Origin of the sequence: Micromonospora sp. MH99 (genome assembly GCF_021442385.1) — a bacterium.
Classification (GTDB): domain Bacteria; phylum Actinomycetota; class Actinomycetes; order Mycobacteriales; family Micromonosporaceae; genus Micromonospora.
In genome coordinates, this window is record NZ_MUZA01000102.1 from 1 (window position 1) to 17,254 (window position 17,254).

A 17,254-nucleotide genomic window follows, 5' to 3' on the forward strand; every position below is an offset into this window, starting at 1 on the left:
GTGAGGCGGGCGGTGAGCCAGGCCGGCGGCCGGGCGGCGGCGGCCAGCACCGGCAGCGCAAACATCGTCGCCAGCCGGGTCGCGTTCAACCCCACCGGGGTGTGGACCAGCGCGGCGACGAGCACCCCGGCGGCGGAGAGGAGCGCGCCGTACCGCACCGGCCGGTACGCCACCAGCGCCGCCACCACCAGGCCGGTCACCACCGCCCGCAGGGCGTCGGTGCGGCTGATGTTCATCCAGCCGCCGTCGCCGAAGAGCAGCGCGGTCGCGGCCAGCGGCACGGCCGCCGCGACACCGAGCGTCAGACCGTCGGCGTAGCGGCGGGTGAGCAGCAACGCCACGCCCGCCAGGCCGACGAACAGGCCCGCCACCGGGCTCGTCGCCGACGCCAGCAGCGCGCCGACCGCGGCGAGCGCGAGACGCCCATTCCGGGGTACGCCCCGAGTCAGCGCCAGCAGCGCGGCCAGCCCGAACGCCACACCCAGGGCGTACGTCACCCGGCCGGAGACCAGGTTACCGGCCAGCGTGACCACGCCGACCACGCTGCCCAGCAGCGGTCGGGGCACCGGGCTGCGGACCAGCAGCGCGGCCAGCGCGGCGGCCGACGCCACGAGCGCCAGCGCACCGGTGACCCGCACGCCGAGCACTGCCATCACCGGCTGGGACACGAGGCTGTAGCCGAACTGCTGCACCCCGCCGTACCAGCGCAGATCGACAGGTGTCAGGCCGTGGGCGGCGAAGAAGTCCGCCCGGGCGACCTGGGCGGCGAGGTCCGAGCCCATCAGCGGCAGGGCCAGCCAGAGCACGCCGAGCACGACTGCGGAACCGGTGGCCACCGCCACCACCCGACTGCGCCGCATGCCCACCTCCGTACCGCGACAACCGTACTGGCAGCATGTCCGGCGTGCCTCACCACCTCGCGCGCTGGACCGGACTGGTCGGCTCGGTGCTGCTCGCCGTCGCCGCGTTCCTCGGCGGCGCCCTGCCCGGCTCACCCCTGCGCTCCACCCCGGTCAGCATCTGGCAGGGCCCGGACGGGCCGCTGGTCCTCGCCGCCTGGCTGGTCGGCACCGCGCTGCTGGCGTACGCCTGGTGGTCACTGCGCGACAGCGTGCCGTCGACCCGGTGGGCGCTGGTCACCGTCGGGCTCTGGCTGCTGCCGGTGCTGATCGCGCCGCCGCTGGCCAGCCGCGACGTCTACGCGTACGCCTGCCAGGGCGCCAGCTACGCCGCCGGGATCAACCCGTACGAGCAGGGTGTCTCCGCGCTGCCCTGCCCCTGGCTGGACACCATCTCCTACATCTGGCGCGACACGCCGGCGCCGTACGGGCCGCTGTTCGTGGTGCTCGCCGGCGCGGTGGTCAAGGCCACCGGCTCGCTGACCGGCGCGATAGTGCTGTTCCGGCTGATCGCCGTGGCGGGGGTCGCGCTGACCGCGGTCAGCCTGCCGGTGCTGGCCCGGCGAGCCGGCGTACCGGCCGCCCGGGCGGTCTGGCTGACCCTCGCCTGCCCGTTGGTCGCCGTGCACCTGGTCGGCGGCGCGCACAACGACGCCCTGATGGTCGGCCTGCTGGTCGCCGGGCTGGCGGTGATCGCCTCGCGGCCCGGCCGCCCCGGCCCGCTGCTCGCCGGGGGCGCGCTGCTCGGGCTGGCCGCCGCGATCAAGGTGACGGCGCTTGTCGTGGTGCCGTTCGCGGCGCTGGCCGCGATCGTCGGCGGGTACTCGATCCGCGCGCTGATCCGCCACGGCGGCTGGGTCGTCGGCGGCGCGGTCGCCGTCGTGGTCGGGGTGACCTTCGCCGCCGGACTGGACTTCGGCTGGGTCGGCGGCCTGGCCCGAGGCGGCGACGTGATCGCCTGGACGTCGCCGTCCACGGCGGTCGGCCAGACCGTCGGCTACCTGGCGGTGCCGTTCGGCGGGCACATCGACGCCCTGCCGGTCACCCGGGGGATCGGCATGGCAGTGCTGGCGCTGCTGCTGGTGTGGCTGTGGTGGCGGGCCCGCACCCGCGAGCCGCTGTGGCACGCCGCCCTGGCGCTGGCCGCCACTGTCGCCCTCGCGCCACTGTTCCACCCCTGGTACTGGATCTGGCCCCTCGCGGTGCTCGCGGCCACCGCCCGGCGTACCGGATGGTTCATGGTGGTCGCGCTGGTCGCGTCGTTCCTGGTGCTGCCCGATGGCACCGGGCTGCCCCGGTTCACCAAGTCGGTAGGGGCGCCGCTGATGACGCTGTTGGTGATCGTGCTGGTCATCCGGTTGGTACGGTCGGCTCGGGCGGCCCGTCAGCCGGTCGCCGCCGACTGAGGGAAGGTGCGCCGGTGACCGCTCCCGGCGCGTCGCCGCCGCTTGCCGGCCCTTCGGTGGCCCGGTTCGCCAGGTACGCAGGCCTGGTCGGCGCGGTCCTGCTCACTGTTGCCGGGTATCTCGGCGGGGCGCTGCCCGACGCCCCGCTGGGCGCGACACCGGTGTCGATCTGGCGGGGCCCGCACGGGCCCGCGACGCTCACCTGTTGGCTCGTCGGCACTTCGCTGCTGGTCGGCGCCTGGTGGTCACTGCGCGCCGGTGCGCCGTCGGGCCGGTGGGCGTACGTCACCGCCGGACTGTGGGCGCTGCCGCTGCTGGTCGCGCCGCCGCTGGGCAGCCGGGACGTCTACTCGTACGCCTGCCAGGGCTGGACGTACGCGCACGGCGTCGACCCGTACGCGGTTCCGGTGGTGGCGGCCGGCTGCCCGTGGGTGGAGACGGTGGCGCCGATCTGGCGGGACACACCTGCCCCGTACGGGCCGGTCTTCGTGCTGCTCGCGGCGCTCGCGGTCACGCTGGGCGGCGGGCTCACCGGCGCGGTCGTACTGCTGCGGGTCCTCGCCGTGGCCGGCCTGCTGCTGGCGGCGTACTGCCTGCCCGCCCTGGCGCGGGCGGCCGGCGTGCCGGCCCGGCGGGCGGCCTGGTTGGCGCTGGCCGCGCCGGTGGTCGGCGTGCACCTGGTGGCCGGGGCGCACAACGACGCCGTCATGCTCGGGCTGCTGCTCTGTGCCTTCCTGCTGGTGATCCGACGGCCGGGTCGACCGGGGGCGCTGCTCGCCGCCGGGGCCCTGCTCGGCCTGGCGGTCACGGTGAAGGCCACCGCCGTGGTGGTAACACCGTTCGCCGCGCTGGCCGCGGTGCACGGCCGGCACACCGTACGGGCGCTGCTGCGCGACGGCGGCGCTCTGGCCGGCGGGCTGCTGGCCGCGCTGCTGGTCACCTCGGCGCTGTCCGGTCTCGGCTTCGGCTGGGTGGGCGGGCTGACCCGCAGCGGAGACTCCGAACAGTGGACGTCGCCGCCCACCGCCGTCGGCCTGCTGGTGGACTACGCCGGCGCGCTGGCCGGGCGCGACCCGCAGGCGGTGCCGGTGGTCCGGGCGGTGGCGCTGCTGCTGCTCGCGATCGTGGTGGTGGTCCTGTGGCTGCGGGCCTGGCGGGCCTCGGATGATCCGGCCCTGGACCGCGCCCGGGTCACGCTGCACGGCGCCGGCCTGGCCCTGGCCGCCACTGTGGTCCTGTCCCCGGTCTTCTACCCCTGGTACGCGACCTGGCCGCTGGCGCTGCTCGCGCTCACCACCACCCGGACCACCTGGTTCGTGCTGCCGGCCGGGGCGGCGACGTTCCTGGTCCTGCCCGACGGCACCAACCTGGCCCGCTTCACGAAGGCCCCCGGCGCGGTGGCGATGACCGCCCTGCTCCTGTTCCTGCTCCTTCGGGTCGGTCGGAATTGGCTGAAGCGCCCGCCACGTCGGTCCTCGCGGCCCGCTGCTTACGATCGCGCTCGAACAGGGAAGTAGTGGCATCGCCGGACCTGCGAGGCCACTACTTCCTGAATCGAGCACGATCTTGCGGCAGCGGCAGCGGGGACGTGCGGGGTGGGCGCGGTCAGCGGTGTGTGTTCCAGGTTGGGCCGGCGGATGGCCGGGCCAGCCGGGCGCGTACGGCGAGTGCCACAGGTAGCAGGGCGGGGCCGACCAGGCCGACCACCACCGCCGTCGCGGCCAGCGCCGTCCAGTTCGGGGCGAACGCGGACGGGACGCCGTCCGCAGCCCCCGCCAGCGGATGCAGGGCCAGCAGGCCCACCGGGGTGAGCAGAACCAGGACAGCCCAGCCACCCCTGTGGTCGCCGCGCAGCGCCAGTCCCACGGCGAGCAGCCCCACCACCGCGAGCACCGCCACTGCGGTGTCCCGCAGGACCGGCTCCGCTGTCAGCGCGCGGTAGGACCAGGCGAAACTGTCCAGCGACCAGCTCACCCCAAACGCCAGGCCGGCGACGGCGGCGACCAGCGGCGTCACCCGCAGCGACACCTGCCGCTCGCCGGACGCGCCGAGCGCCACCAGCCCCAACCCGACCTGGGGGAGCAGCACGAACAGCGGCGGGCGGGGCAGGTCGGTGAGCGCGGCGGCGGGGACGAGCGCGACAGTGAGGAGCACCGCGAGCGCGACCGCGTGTCGGCGCCACCTGCCGGGCGTCAGCGCCTGCGCCGCCGCGGCGAACAGCCAGCCGACCCACGCCACGATGCCGAGCGAGACGAACGGCCCGACCGACGGCTCACCGAAGCCCGGCGGTGCGGGGCGCAGTTCGAGCACCGTCCACATGCCGGCAAGCATGGTGGCGGTGAACAGGGCCACGACGGCCGCGAGGCGTACGCCCGGGACGAGGTGGATCACGCCGGCGGCGCGTACCCGCTGGCGCAGCCCGCCGCGCAGGAGGTCCGCGGCGTCCGCGGGCGCCGGCCAGCGGCGGCCCGGCGTGGCCAGGTCCAGGTAGGTGCCGACGATCTCGGCGCCCCGGGAGCGCCGGTACTCGGCGGGGTAGGCGAGCAGAAGCCACAGGTAACGTCGCTCAAGATCGCTCATGCCAGCCCACCGGCGATACGCGGGGTGGCCGGCCGGGCGGTGCGGGCCCGCTCCGCCAGCCGCCTGGTGGCGGCCTCGACGTTGCGCCGGAGCCGCTCGGTCTCGGCGCTCAGGGTGGCGTCGCCGGTGGGGGAGAGCCGGTAGTAGCGGCGCAGACGGCTGTCCACCACCTCTTCCCGGTCGACCTCGACGAGACCGGCGTCGACCAGCCGGTCGAGTGCCCCGTAGAGCGTCCCGGGGCGGAGCGACACGCGGTTGTCGGAGAGGACGGCGACCTCGCGGATCAGCCCGTAGCCGTGCATCGGCTCGGCGGCGAGCGCGGTGAGGATCAGGAACGTGGGTTCACGCAGTGGTGTATCCATCGCCGTAATATAACGGATACGAAGGTATGCCGGGGGGCGGCGCCGCTCGGCGCGCATCTGATCGGATCCAGGGCCGTGTCGACGTGGCCCACCGGCTGCGGCGGCCCCGGAGCACCCATCTGCGATCATGCTCCGCTGTGGAGGTATACGGACCGTTTCGCCGCGAGGCGATGGAGCGGGGCATTCCGGCGGATCAGGTTGACCGGTTCGCCGAGCAGCTGCGATTCGCGATCTGGGTAGGTGGCGGTGACGGCGGCGAGGACGTGGTCGGGCAGAGCGGCGGACTGCCCCGGCTACCTGTCGACGCCGAGTGGCCGTCCGAGCGCGGGATTCCGTTGCCGTTCGTCGCGTCCCTCGACTGCGCGGCCCTTCCGAAGGTCGAGAGGCTTCCCCTGCCGGTGGACGGCTCGCTGCTCTTCTTCCTGGACCCCGAGAACGCCTTCGACGCGTGTAGTCGCGGCTACGACGCGTACGCGCAGGTCCGGTACGTCCCCGCAGGCACCGAGACAGCGGTCCGGCAACTGCCGTCCGGCGGTGAACTCCCGCAGCCCTACCCCGAGTACAGGCTCTATGCCGACGTCGTACCGGAGCTGCCACCGGGGCTCGAGCCCGACGACGAGGACAGGGACGACTCCCTCATGTTCGCCTCGGACGCCGTGCAGCAGCTGGTCGGTGAGCTGACGTACACCGACGAACTCATCGCGCTGGTCCAGGATCTCTGGCCGACGGAGAACGGCCTGGCATCCCTGCGCATCGGTGGATACACGAAACGAATCGGAGGCTCGTACTCTCCGGAGGAGCAGATGGCGCGTGCCAGCCTCCGGGCCCGACTGGAGACCGAACCTGACCTTGCGCGGCCCGAGAGGATGCGCTGGCGCCGCGAAGAGGAATCCCGACTCATTCGAGAATGGGTGCCGCTCGCCCAGTTCCCCACCGAGTTCTTCTGTCACTTCGGTCGCTTCTTGATCAGATTCGACGACCTGGCCGCCGGCCGCTTCGACCAGATGCGCTCATTCCCCGCGTTCACCGAGTAGGCCGACAAGAGCTACCTCGGCGTATGAGGACCGGGGCGAGCACGGTGACGTCCTGCTCGTCGGGCAGGGCGCCGATCTGGTCGGTGAGGTGAGGTCGGTTCACGAGTCGTCCCGGATGGTGGGCGGGGCGGCCTGATCGGTGGGCGCTGCGGCAGCCGGGGTGAGCCGGTCCAGGATCGCGGTGACCGCCGCGGCGGTATCCGGGTCGAGCCCGTCGAGCAGGGTGGGGTCGCGGTCGCCGGCGAGGATGCGGTGGAGCACTGCCGCGAACGCCGCGCCCTCTGGGTCGGCGGCGAGATCGTCGAGGACCGGGGTGAGCTGCGCGGTGGCGTCGGGGTCGCCGCTGGCCGCCGCGACCGTGACGTCCCTCAGCGCATCCAGCCACTCCTCCTCCTCGTTGTTGGTGAGGGTGTGCCAGGCGTCGAGATCGACGGTGACCGCGCCGGCGAGGGCATCCAGGAGGCGGCGGACGATCGCGGTGTCGATCGGGTCGAGCCCGTCCAGTGCTGGGGTGTGGTCGCCGGCGTGGATGCGGCGCAGCACCGCCGCCAGCTGCCGCCAGTCACTCTGCTTGCTGCGGGCGGTGAGGGCCTGGTCGAGGGCGGCAGCGGCGTCCGGGTCACCGCCCTCGGCGGCGATCAGGGCGGCGATCACCGGTTCCCACCAGGTCAGGTGCCGCTGCAAGTCGGCTTCCTCCTCGGGGGGCAGGGTGCGGGCCAGGCGGAGCACCTCATCCAGCGCTGCCTGTCCGTCCGGGGCGCGGGCGGGTAGCCGGGCCACCAGGTCGGCCAGGTGCACTCCGTCGACCTGGTCGACGATGCGGCACACGTCGGCGAACGCTGCCGGGGGCGGCGCCTCGTCCCAGGCAAGCAGTCGGGCGAGGGCGCGGACACGTCCGGTCAGCTCCCCGGCACCGGTCTGGTATCCGATCACGGCGGCGGCCAGGCGGTGGGCCCACACCTGCTGCCGCTCGCCGCCGTACCGGTTCAGGTAAAAGGCGAGGTTGGTGTGGCTGACCCCGATGCCGTCCGGCTCGCCGGCCGTGTAGACCAGCCGCAGGGCATCCTTGCCCAGCTCGATCGCCGGGCCGCCGTGACCCAGCTGATCCTCCACGTCGGCCAGAGCGGACAGCACCTTGCCCAGCATGGTGATGTTGTGGTCGGCGTCGAAGACCGTCCGGCACCACTGCAGCAGGGTCCGGGCCTCACCGACCCGGCCCAGCCGCAACAGCGGCCCGTATTCGTTGAGCGCCGCGAAGGCCTGCTCGGCGTCGCTGGCCCCCCGCCCCCGCTGGGAGGCGAGTGTCTCGGCGCTGAAGTCCAGCGCCTGCTGCCACCGGCCGAGATCCTGCGCCGCCGTACGGCCGAGGTCGAAGATCACCTCCCGGACGTTGAAGGGGTTTGAGGCCTCGGGTGTATCGGAGGACTCGGGGAGGGCGGCCATCGTCGGACGGAGCTGTTGCACGGCGGCCAGCACCTGGTCGGCATGCCCCTGACGGACGAGGATCTGCAGCCGCTGTGCCTCATCGAGCAGCTGGGTCCAGGGACCCCATCCGGCCTGGCGGGTGTACTCCTTCTGATCCTCGGCCAGGCTGAGGGCGTCGTCGAACCGACCCAGCCTACGGTGGAGGTTGACGAGGTCCGTCGCGATCGCCGAGGCCAGTGGGAAGTTCTGCTGGGCGACGGCGGTGTCGAGCAGGTCACGTAGTTCTGTGGCGGCGTGGTGGGGTCGGATGGACCTCAGGGCTCCTGCGTGCAGCCGCCCGGCGCGCAGTTCCACATCGCTGCCGCGACCGCCCTCGCGGGCCCTGGCCAGCAGCGGCAGCACCGCCGCCGCAGTCCCCGGCGAGGCGCTGCGGTTGAGGACCGCCTCTATCGGATACAGCACCTGCTCCCACTGGTGTTGCCGGATCAGGTAGGGGGCGGCTGCCAGCGCCGCCCGGCGGACCAGCCAACCCAGCTCCTCCCGCTCCCGCTGCGCAGCAGCGTCCAAGAGGGCTAGCCAGTAGGCGGCGAGTTCGGTGTCCACGGCGCTGCCCAGTTCGGGGCCGATCATGGTGCGGCCGGCCTCGGCGACGCCGGGATGCAGGTGGAACCGCGCCGGCCGGCCGGTGTCCGGGTCCCGGTCCACCGCGACCAAAGCCTGCTCCAGCAGCGGTGCCAGGGCAGCGTCCAGGTCGGGGGGCGGGCCGGGTTTGTCCAGCCGCTGCCACAGGTCGGCCCAGCTGCCCTCGACCACGAGGCCGAGGCGGTCGTCTTGTTCCAGGCAGCACAGCAACCCGAACAGGGTGGCCGAGGCGGCGGGCAGGGCGCCGGTGGTGCCGCGGGTCCAGCCGTCGAGCACCCGCAGATAGTCCTCGCCAGTGGCAGACGCCTCCCCGTGCTGCAGGAAGGCATCCAGGCGGGTGCCGGTGTCCAGCCAGGTCTGGTCCGCCTCGTCCAGCCGGGACTGCAGCGCGGCCGGATCCCGAGCTTGCCCGTCGGCCAGCTCGATCAGCTTCGGGTGGCCCTGCACCACGGCGAGGGTGCGGGCGGCCAGCGCTCGGGCCTGGCGTGCGTCGAGGCCGCGGCTGGCGCCGTCGAGCAGGGCGCGCAGGTGCGGCCATTCCCGGGCCAGCAGCACCGCCTCGGTCAGCGACAGCGCGTGCACCGGCTCCACCAGCACCCCGGGCGGCAGCCCAGTGATCGGGCGGCGGGAGGTCAACACCACCCGGGACAGGCCGCCGTGGCCGGTGAGCGCGTCGATCAGCAGTTGCCACCGCTGGTCGCGCCACCCGCCGGTGTCGGTGAGCAGCGATTCCAGGTTGTCCAGAACCAGCAGCACCCGCTGACGTTCGAGGAACTCGGTCAGGGTCGGCAGAAGGGCCTGCAGCGCGGCAGTGTCGTCGACCAGGTGCGCCAGCCGAATTCCGGGCAGCTGCGCCTCCAGATCCAGGGCGAACGCGGTGAGCGCGGCGGTGATGTCGTGGCCCTCCGGCGGGGCCTGATGCCACACCAGCCGGGCGAACCCGTCCTCGTGGGTGTACGCCAACTCCAGCGCGCAGGCGGTCTTCCCGGCCCCGGCCATCCCGTGAAACAGCACCCCGCTGCGGCCGCTGCGCGGGGCCAGCGCGGCGGTGGCCCGGGTCATCGGCCCCACCCGGCCCACGAAACGCTGCGGCTGCGGGTCGAACCGGGCGAGTTTCTGTTGCTCGGCCTGGAACACCACCGGCTGCCCGGGCGGCGCGTCCAGCCTCAGCTCGCCGGCTCGGGCGCCGAACAACGCCGGGGTGGTCACCGACAACGCCGGCGCCCCCGCGGTCGGGGGATCCTGCACCACCCGCGGCAACGTCAGCCCCAGCGCCCGCGCCACCGGCTGCCCCTTACCCAACACCAGCTGGTAAAACGAGCCGGCGAGGGCGATCGCGAAATCGTCCACCACCGGATACCGCATCGCCAGCACCGCGCAGTCCAGCCGGCGCACCAACTCGGTGGCCACCGCCGGCAACGCCCCCTCCGCCTGGTCCGAGCCGCCGCCCGGGGTGGCGCCGTCAGTGCCGTACCCGTCCGGGCCGGCGGCACCGTGGGCGGGGTCTGCGGGGCGCAGACCGAGCAGGCGCAGATGTTCGGCCGCGGTCACCGCCGCCGACTCGCAGGTGGACAGGGTGACCAACTTGATCTGCCGACCGACCACATTCAACAGGTTCACCAACTCGCGGCTGGAAATCAGATCCCGTTGCCCCGTGTCCTTCTCCAGCAGCAGCCCGGCCGGCAGGCCATGCCCGGAAATGTGCAGCACGTCCCAGCCGGCCTCTTCGAGCAGGGCGTCCTCCAGCCGTTTGCGGGTGGCGCCGTACTGCAACACCCGCAACTCCACCGCCTTCTCATTGGCCGCGGCAATCTCCTGCACCAACTGCGCCAACGCGTAGCGTTCCCGGCGCAGGTTCAACGCCGACGCGTCCTCCGGCAGGCTGAAGACCGCCAGCATCCGCAGCCGATCCCCCACCGGCCTCTTGGCCCGCGGCGTCCGGCCCACCGGGTCGACGACGAAATTCACCCACTGCACCGCCAACGCTTGACCCCCGACGTGGGCCAGCTCCCACGGCCGGTACGCCAACACCTGCGCCCCGGCCGGCACCTCCAGCCGCACCGGCTCCTGCCACTCGGCAAGCGCCACCGCTACCGGGCCCAGCACCCGCTCCCCGATCCACGCCCCCACCTGCGCAACCAGTTGCGCCTCACTGGCCAACCGCCGATCCGGCGCCGCATGCCAGAACAGGTACTCGTCCAGCGCAGTGAACGCCTCGTACTGCCACTCCCCGGCATCCAACTCCACAACATGATCAGCCAGAAACCGGCCGCCGTCGGCGTCGGTCAGCCGCCACCGCCACCGCATCGGCCCCGCGAAGTCCAACACCTCAAGCCGCAACATCCACCCACCACCCCGGACTGTGACCGCACCGTTCCACCCTGGTACACCCACGCCACCGCAACAATCCCCACACCCGCTGATCACCCGGACAGTCAGATAACCGCCAATGACCACGTCGACCGTTCACCCCGTCAACCGGCCACCCGGTGCCGGACTGGACGGTGCGCCAAGGCCGTCCGCAATCACGCCTACAGTCCTCCCTTGTGGACTTATCGACCACCTGGTCGTCAAGACCAACACCAGCGCCCGCACCGTCGAGCTGCCTGATGTCGTGGTGGTGGCGCTGCGTCAGCACCTGACCGACAGCTGCGATGCGGTCGAAGTCGACGACGACACGGACCGTCGCCTGCCGGTCCGCCGGGCCGCACGCCTGCTGTTCAAGGGTGTTGGCGGCGAGCCCGTCAACGCGGCGGCCTTCTCCCATACCTGGGCGAGCGCCCGGGAAGCGGTCGGCCTGCCGGCGCGGTGGGCACTACTACATGCTCGACCGCACCCGGCTGCTCATCGACGGCGCGCTCGGCCAACACGAAACGGCGGCCACGCCGGCTGTGAGCCGGGCATGACCGCCGTTTCGTGAAGTTGTACCCAACCTGTACCCAAGATCAGTGGCGATCCTGTTGCTCCAGGTCAGAGCCTTGATCAGGCTCAGCAGTCGTAGTACATGGCGAACTCGTGCGGGGTCGGGCGCAGACGCACCGGGTCGACCTCGTTGGCGCGCTTCCAGTCGACCCAGGTGGAGATCAGGTCGGGGGTGAAGACGCCGCCGTCGAGCAGGTAGTCGTGGTCGGCCTCCAGCGAGTCGAGCACGGCCGGCAGCGAGCCCGGGACCTGCTTGACGTCGCCCCACTCCTCCGGCGGGAGGTCGTAGAGATCCTTGTCGATCGGCGTCGGCGGCTCGATCTTGCTCTTGATGCCGTCCAGGCCGGCCATCATCATGGCCGAGAAGGCCAGGTAGACGTTTGCCGACGGGTCCGGCACGCGGAACTCGACGCGCTTGGCCTTCGCGTTGCTGCCGGTCACCGGGATGCGGGTGCAGGCGGAGCGGTTGCGCTGCGAGTAGACCAGGTTGACCGGCGCCTCGTAGCCGGGCACCAAGCGGCGGTACGAGTTGACCGTCGGGTTGGTGAAGGCCAGCAGCGATGGCGCGTGGTGCAGCAGACCGCCGATGTACCAGCGGGCGGTGTCGGACAGGCCGGCGTAGCCGGTCTCGTCGTAGAACAGCGGCTCACCGTTGAGCCAGAGGCTCTGGTGGGTGTGCATGCCGGAGCCGTTGTCGCCGAACAGCGGCTTGGGCATGAACGTCGCGGTCTTGCCGTTGGCCCAGGCCTCGTTCTTCACGATGTACTTGAAGAGCTGGAGCTGGTCGGCGGCGTGCAGCAGCGTCGAGAACTTGTAGTTGATCTCGGACTGGCCGGCGGTGCCCACCTCGTGGTGCGAACGCTCCACGGTGAAGCCGCTGTCGACGAGCCGACGCACGATCGAGTCGCGCAGGTCGGCGTAGTGGTCGACCGGGGGCACCGGGAAGTAGCCGCCCTTGTACGCGGTCTTGTAACCGCGGTTGCCGCCCTCCTCCTCGCGACCGGTGTTCCACGCGCCCTCGACCGAGTCGATGTAGTAGAACGACTGGTGCGCCGAGGTCTCGTGGCGGATCGAGTCGAAGATGTAGAACTCCGCCTCGGCGCCGAAGTAGGCGGTGTCGGCGATGCCGCTCGCGGCGAGGTACGCCTCGGCCTTCTTCGCGACGTTGCGCGGGTCGCGGGTGTAGGCCTCGCGGGTGAACGGGTCGTGGATGAAGAAGTTGAGCGCGAGGGTCTTCTGCGCCCGGAACGGGTCGATGAACGCGGTGGCGACGTCCGGGAGCAGGAGCATGTCCGACTCGTGGATCGCCTGGAAACCGCGGATCGACGAACCGTCGAACGCGAGGCCGTCGGTGAAGAGGTCGTCGTTGACGGACTCGACCGGCAGGTTGAAGTGCTGCATCACGCCGGGCAGGTCACAGAAACGAACGTCGACGAACTTCACGTCCTCGTTCTTGAGGTATCGCAGCAGTTCCTCGGGATTGGCGAACACACATCCTCCTGGCACGTCCACGGGGTGGCTAGGCTCCTGGCGACGCTATGGCCGGGGGGTTGCCCGGCCGTGTCTTGAGTGTTTCTGCCGTGTTACGTCCCTCGCGGAGCGTCAGCGACGCCCCTGTCCACGCACTCAGCCTGCGCGAACGCCGTACCGGCTGTGCCAGTGTAATGACACTTCATGCCATTGGCCCGAATCGGCACGCAGTGGTGACCGCGATCCGAGGCCCCGATCCGGACGCGGATACCCTTGATCGCTGTGACCAATCCGTACGTCCCGGCAGCGCCGGCCACCGATCCCACCTTCACCCCGCCGAGCCTGGGTCGGCGCTTCGGAGCGTTGATCATCGACTGGGTGCTCTGCCTGCTGGTGGCCAACATCTTCGCCGACCCGGTACGCGACGGCTGGGCGCCCGTGTTGGTGCTGATCCTGGAGTACGGCATCTTCCTCGGCCTCTTCGCCCAGACGCCGGGCATGTACGTCACCAAGGTCCGCTGCGTGAACTGGCACGACGGGGGCCGGATCGGCGTGCTCCGCGCACTGGCCCGGGGCGTGCTGCTGGCGCTGGTCGTCCCCGCGCTGATCATGGACGAGCACCGTCGGGGCGTGCACGACCGCCTCGTCGACTCGGTGATCGTCGACGCCCCGCGCGGCTGACACGCCCGGCACCCGGGCACCCGGGCACCCGCGACCCCGCCCCGCCCGCCTCCGCACCGGCCGGGCCCTCGCCGGCCGGATCGGCTGTCACCTCCGCGGCGTGCCTGTCGGAGGCCCGCCTCCCGCAGGCCGACGCCGACAAGATCCCGCCCTCGAACGGGAAGACCTGGCAAGATCCGCGCAACATCGGGGATGTTGCTGCCTCCCGCGCGTCGGAGACAGCAACATCGGGGATGTTGCGCGGATCATGGGCGCGAGCTGCGAGCCGCGAGCCGCGAGCCGCGAGCCGCGAGCCGCGAGCCGCGAGGCGCGGGGCGCGGGGCGCGGGGCGCGGGGCGCGAAAGAGCCGGACCCGTCTGGGTCCGGCTCTTTCGCGGTGTACGGGTCAGCGTCGCGGCTGGCGGGCACCGCCCGGCGGACGCATGTTCTTCGGGATCGCGCCCTTGGGCATCTGCGGACGGGCGGTGAGCGCCTTGAGTCGCTTGTCCAGCGCGTTGACGTCCTTGCCGCTGAGCGCGCGGGGCAGCCGCAGCAGCGTCGTGCGCAGCTTGCGGATCGGCAGCTCGCCCTCCTGCTGGCCGATCACGTAGTCGTGCAGCGGGGCGGAGCCGATGACCTTGGCCAGCCGTCGCTTCTCCTGCCCGAGCAGGCCGCGCACCCGCTGCGGGTTGCCCTCGGCCAGCAGGATCACGCCGGGCCGGCCGATCACCAGGTGAACCATGTCCATCTGGGTGGTCGAGCTGACGGCAGGGGTGACCCGCCAGTCGCCGCGCATGTTGTCCATGATCTGCGCCGCCGCGCCGGGCTGCCCCTCGGCGGCGTTCATCATCGCCTTGTTGGACCGCAGGTTCAGCACGATCAGCACCGCGAGCAGGACGAAGAGGATGCCGATCGGCAGCCAGATCCAGCTCCAGAGGATCACCGCGACCACGGTGAGCGCGAGCGGGATGAGCACCGCTGCGGCGACCAGCGGCGCGAACCACCGGTCCTGCTTGGCGGTGAACTGGAACACCATCCCGATCTGCTTCAGCCGCTGGCCGAACGAGACCTTCTCCTGGGGCTTTGCCATGTCGCAGAGTCTAGTGGTCCCCGCCGGTCGCGTTGATCCGCGTCCGGGTGCCGGCCGGCTGAGTACCTTACGTCGCCTTACCCGCCCCGATCGGGCGGGTAAGGAGGGTGCGGCCGGGCAAGATGAGGCGGTGTGCCCATGCCGGGCCGGGGCCTTCGCGCGAAGAGTCGTCAGCAGACAACGACGACGCGACGAAGGAGCCCGACATGTTCGGCAACGACGTAGATTTCCTGCTCTCCGTGCACCGTACCCACGCCGCTGAGCTGCGGGCCGAGGCTGCGGCGGAACGACTCGCCCGGTCGGTGCCGCGCCGCTCGGGTCGTGCCTGGCTGGGCCGCCGCCAGCCGACCCGCCGCACGGGTGACGACCGCCGGTGACCCCGACCGCCGCACCCACCGCACCCACCGCGCCCGGGCCCGTCCCACCGGCCGGCCGGCACGACGACCCGGCACCCGGGTCCGAGCCGTCGACCGGCGGGCCGGGCCGGGAAGGGCGAGCCGGCCACCGTGCTGGTCGGTGGCGAGGCGGGCGTGGGCAAGACCCGGCTGCTGGAGGAGTTCGCGGCCACCGCCGGGGGCGCCCGGGTGCTGGTCGGTCAGTGCCTGGAGCTGGGTGAGGCGGGCCTGCCGTTCGCGCCGTTCGCCGCCGCGCTGCGCGCGGTGTTGCGCGCCGACGGGGCCGAGGTCTTCGCCGGCTACGAGGCGGAGTTCGCCCGCCTGCTGCCGGAGCTGGGCCGGGTGCCGGCGGGGTTGACCGCCCCGAGCACGCGACCACTTACCGACGCCCCACGCGGATACCTGTTCGACCTGGTCGCCGAACTGTTCCAGCGGCTCGCCGACGTCCGGCCACTGCTGCTGATCATCGAGGACCTGCACTGGGCGGACCGTTCCACCCGGGACCTGATCGGTTTCCTGGTCCGGGCCGCGCGGCCGGGCCGGCTGCTGCTGGTCTGCACCTACCGCACCGACGAGTTGCAGCGCGGCCATCCGCTGCGCCCGTTCCTCGCCGAGCTGGACCGGGCCCGTGGTGTCGAGCGGGTCGAGCTGGGCCGGCTGGACCGCGACGGCACCGGCGCGATCCTCGCCGACCTGCTCGGTGGCGAGCCGGCGCCGCGTGCCGTTGACGACATCCACGACCGTACGCAGGGCAACCCCTTCTTCATCGAGGAGTTGGCCGTCGCCGGCTCCCCGCTCGGCTGCGCGGCGCTGCCCGAGACACTGCGCGACCTGCTGCTGGCCCGGGTGGACCGGTTGCCCGAGCCGGCCCAGCGGGTGCTGCGGATCGCGGCGGCCGGCGGCACCCGCTTCGCCCACGGTTTGCTCGCCGAGGTCGCCGGCCTGCCCGAGGCCGAGCTGGAGGACGCGCTGCGCGCCGCGGTCGCCGCCCAACTGGTGGTGGCCGACCCGGACGGCGACTACGAGTTCCGGCACGCCCTGGTCCGCGAGGCCGTGCACGACGAGTTGCTGCCCGGCGAGCACGCCCGGCTGCACGCGCGGTTCGCCGCCGCGATCGAGGCCCAGCCGCACCTGGTGGTCGCCGGCCGCGCCCCGGCCGAGATCGCCCACCACTGGTACGCGGCGCACGACCACCCCCGCGCCCTTGTCGCCGCACGGGTCGCGGCCTGCGCCGCCGCCGACCGGTACGCCTACGCCGAGCAGCGTCGACTGCTGGAACGGGCGTTGGAGCTGTGGGAGTTGGTGCCCGACGCGGCCGACCTGCTCGGCATGGACCACCTGGCGTTGCTGGAGCAGACCCTGGACGCGGCGGTGACGGCCGGCGACTTCAGTCGCGCCATCACGTTGACCCGCGCCGGACTGGCCGAGGTGGACGCCGACGCCACGCCGCTGCGCGCCGCCCGCCTGCTGGACCAGCGGGGCCGGCTGATGGCCCTGCTCGGCAAGAGCGACGGCAGGCGGGAGCTGGACGAGGCGTACCGACTGGCGGCCGGCGGGCCCTTCGGGGTGGAGCGCGTCCGGCTGCTCGCCGACATCGCCGCCCATCTGGTCAAGATCGATCCTGAGCAGGCGGCCCTGGTCGCCGCCGAGGCGAGCACGGACGCCGAGGCGCTCGGCGAGGAGCTGGTCCTGCTGCCGACGCGGATCGCCCTGCTCTGCCACCAGCAGCTGGACAACCGGTTGGCGGAGCTGGGCAGTGCCGAGGCCGTGGCCCAGGCGGCCGGGGACCCGGCGGCCCTCGTGCTGGTCAAGGTGTTCCAGTCGGACGTGCTCTGCGAGCTGGGCCGCTACGCCGAGTCCGCGCAGGCGGCCGAGGCCGGCCTTTCCGAGGCGCGGCGGGTGGGGATCAGCCGCTCGGCCGGGGCGTACCTGCTGTCCAACCGGGCCGAGGCGCTCATCGCGCTGGGCCGGTGGGACGAGGCCGAGACGGTCTGTGCGGAGGCGGCCCGGATCGACCTGTCCGGCGTCACCGGGCTGCACTGGTTGCAGCTGGGCGCCGGTCTGCGGTTGGCGCGGGCGCACCCGGGAGCCGACGAGATGGTCGACCGCGCGTTGGCCTTCCTCGCCCGGCCCTACCTGTGGCCGAACCACCGCCTGCCCCTGCACGAGCTGGGCATCGAGGCGGCGCTGGCCGCCGACGACAAGATCGAGGCGGTCCGCGCGGCCCGCGTCGCGGTGGCCGACGACAGCCTGCCGCACCTGCCCCGCGAGGGTTGGCCGGTGCTGAGCGCCGCCGCGCGTACCGCCGCCCGGGTGGGCGACGGGGAGCTGGCTGCCGCCGTCGCCGCGCTCGCCGCCGACCTGCCGGC

The 17,254-nt window shown here is 72.7% G+C and carries 12 protein-coding genes and 1 pseudogene; 7 read left to right on the top strand and 6 right to left on the bottom strand.

All coding sequences use genetic code 11. From position 1 onward, the window contains the following. Positions 1 to 860, bottom strand: a pseudogene (locus tag B0E54_RS30260) (hypothetical protein); the annotation flags it as partial. Between the two features lie 44 nt (positions 861 to 904). On the opposite strand from B0E54_RS30260, the gene mptB (B0E54_RS30265) reads away from it, so the two are divergent. Continuing rightward, positions 905 to 2,305 (top strand): polyprenol phosphomannose-dependent alpha 1,6 mannosyltransferase MptB, encoded by a 1,401-nt coding sequence (gene mptB / locus B0E54_RS30265; protein ID WP_234590883.1) that lies wholly within the window; start codon positions 905 to 907, stop codon positions 2,303 to 2,305. A 14-nt stretch (positions 2,306 to 2,319) separates the two neighbouring features. Beyond that, entirely contained in the window at positions 2,320 to 3,822 is a 1,503-nt protein-coding gene (mptB, locus tag B0E54_RS30270; protein ID WP_234590885.1) for a polyprenol phosphomannose-dependent alpha 1,6 mannosyltransferase MptB, read from the top strand. A gap of 88 nt (positions 3,823 to 3,910) precedes the next feature. Here mptB (B0E54_RS30270) and B0E54_RS30275 read toward each other — a convergent pair whose 3' ends face one another. Beyond that, the gene (locus B0E54_RS30275; RefSeq protein ID WP_234590887.1) at positions 3,911 to 4,885 is read right to left on the bottom strand and encodes a hypothetical protein; all 975 of its coding nucleotides are present in this window, start codon (positions 4,883 to 4,885) and stop codon (positions 3,911 to 3,913) included. Next, positions 4,882 to 5,247 carry a PadR family transcriptional regulator gene (locus B0E54_RS30280; RefSeq protein ID WP_234590889.1) on the bottom strand — a complete coding sequence of 122 codons (366 nt, stop codon included), beginning with the start codon at positions 5,245 to 5,247 and terminating at the stop codon, positions 4,882 to 4,884. Before B0E54_RS30280 ends, B0E54_RS30275 begins: the two co-directional genes overlap by 4 nt. 137 nt (positions 5,248 to 5,384) lie before the next feature. On the opposite strand from B0E54_RS30280, the gene B0E54_RS30285 reads away from it, so the two are divergent. Then, positions 5,385 to 6,281 (top strand): DUF1963 domain-containing protein, encoded by an 897-nt coding sequence (locus B0E54_RS30285; RefSeq protein WP_234590896.1) that lies wholly within the window; start codon positions 5,385 to 5,387, stop codon positions 6,279 to 6,281. A 99-nt stretch (positions 6,282 to 6,380) separates the two neighbouring features. Here the strand turns inward: B0E54_RS30285 and B0E54_RS30290 are convergent, their stop codons facing one another. After that, complete coding sequence (locus B0E54_RS30290; RefSeq protein ID WP_234590909.1) at positions 6,381 to 10,691, bottom strand: CHAT domain-containing protein; 4,311 nt, start codon at positions 10,689 to 10,691, stop codon at positions 6,381 to 6,383. A 106-nt stretch (positions 10,692 to 10,797) separates the two neighbouring features. Between B0E54_RS30290 and B0E54_RS30295 the strand changes: the two genes are divergently transcribed. Beyond that, a complete protein-coding gene (locus B0E54_RS30295; RefSeq protein WP_234590912.1) occupies positions 10,798 to 11,268 on the top strand; it encodes a hypothetical protein in 471 nt (156 codons plus the stop codon). A 68-nt stretch (positions 11,269 to 11,336) separates the two neighbouring features. On the opposite strand, the gene glnA is transcribed toward B0E54_RS30295, so the two are convergent. Beyond that, complete coding sequence (gene glnA, locus B0E54_RS30300; protein ID WP_234590915.1) at positions 11,337 to 12,761, bottom strand: type I glutamate--ammonia ligase; 1,425 nt, start codon at positions 12,759 to 12,761, stop codon at positions 11,337 to 11,339. Positions 12,762 to 13,022: 261 nt separating this feature from the next. On the opposite strand from glnA, the gene B0E54_RS30305 reads away from it, so the two are divergent. After that, positions 13,023 to 13,421, top strand: a complete 399-nt coding sequence (locus tag B0E54_RS30305; protein WP_308195429.1) for an RDD family protein — start codon at positions 13,023 to 13,025, stop codon at positions 13,419 to 13,421. A 385-nt stretch (positions 13,422 to 13,806) separates the two neighbouring features. Here the strand turns inward: B0E54_RS30305 and B0E54_RS30310 are convergent, their stop codons facing one another. Continuing rightward, complete coding sequence (locus B0E54_RS30310) at positions 13,807 to 14,490, bottom strand: DUF4191 domain-containing protein (RefSeq protein WP_234590917.1); 684 nt, start codon at positions 14,488 to 14,490, stop codon at positions 13,807 to 13,809. A gap of 206 nt (positions 14,491 to 14,696) precedes the next feature. On the opposite strand from B0E54_RS30310, the gene B0E54_RS30315 reads away from it, so the two are divergent. Continuing rightward, positions 14,697 to 14,867 carry a hypothetical protein gene (locus B0E54_RS30315; RefSeq protein WP_234590919.1) on the top strand — a complete coding sequence of 57 codons (171 nt, stop codon included), beginning with the start codon at positions 14,697 to 14,699 and terminating at the stop codon, positions 14,865 to 14,867. A gap of 153 nt (positions 14,868 to 15,020) precedes the next feature. Beyond that, positions 15,021 to 17,254: AAA family ATPase (locus B0E54_RS30320; RefSeq protein ID WP_234590922.1), on the top strand; the 2,234-nt coding region annotated here is incomplete at its 3' end.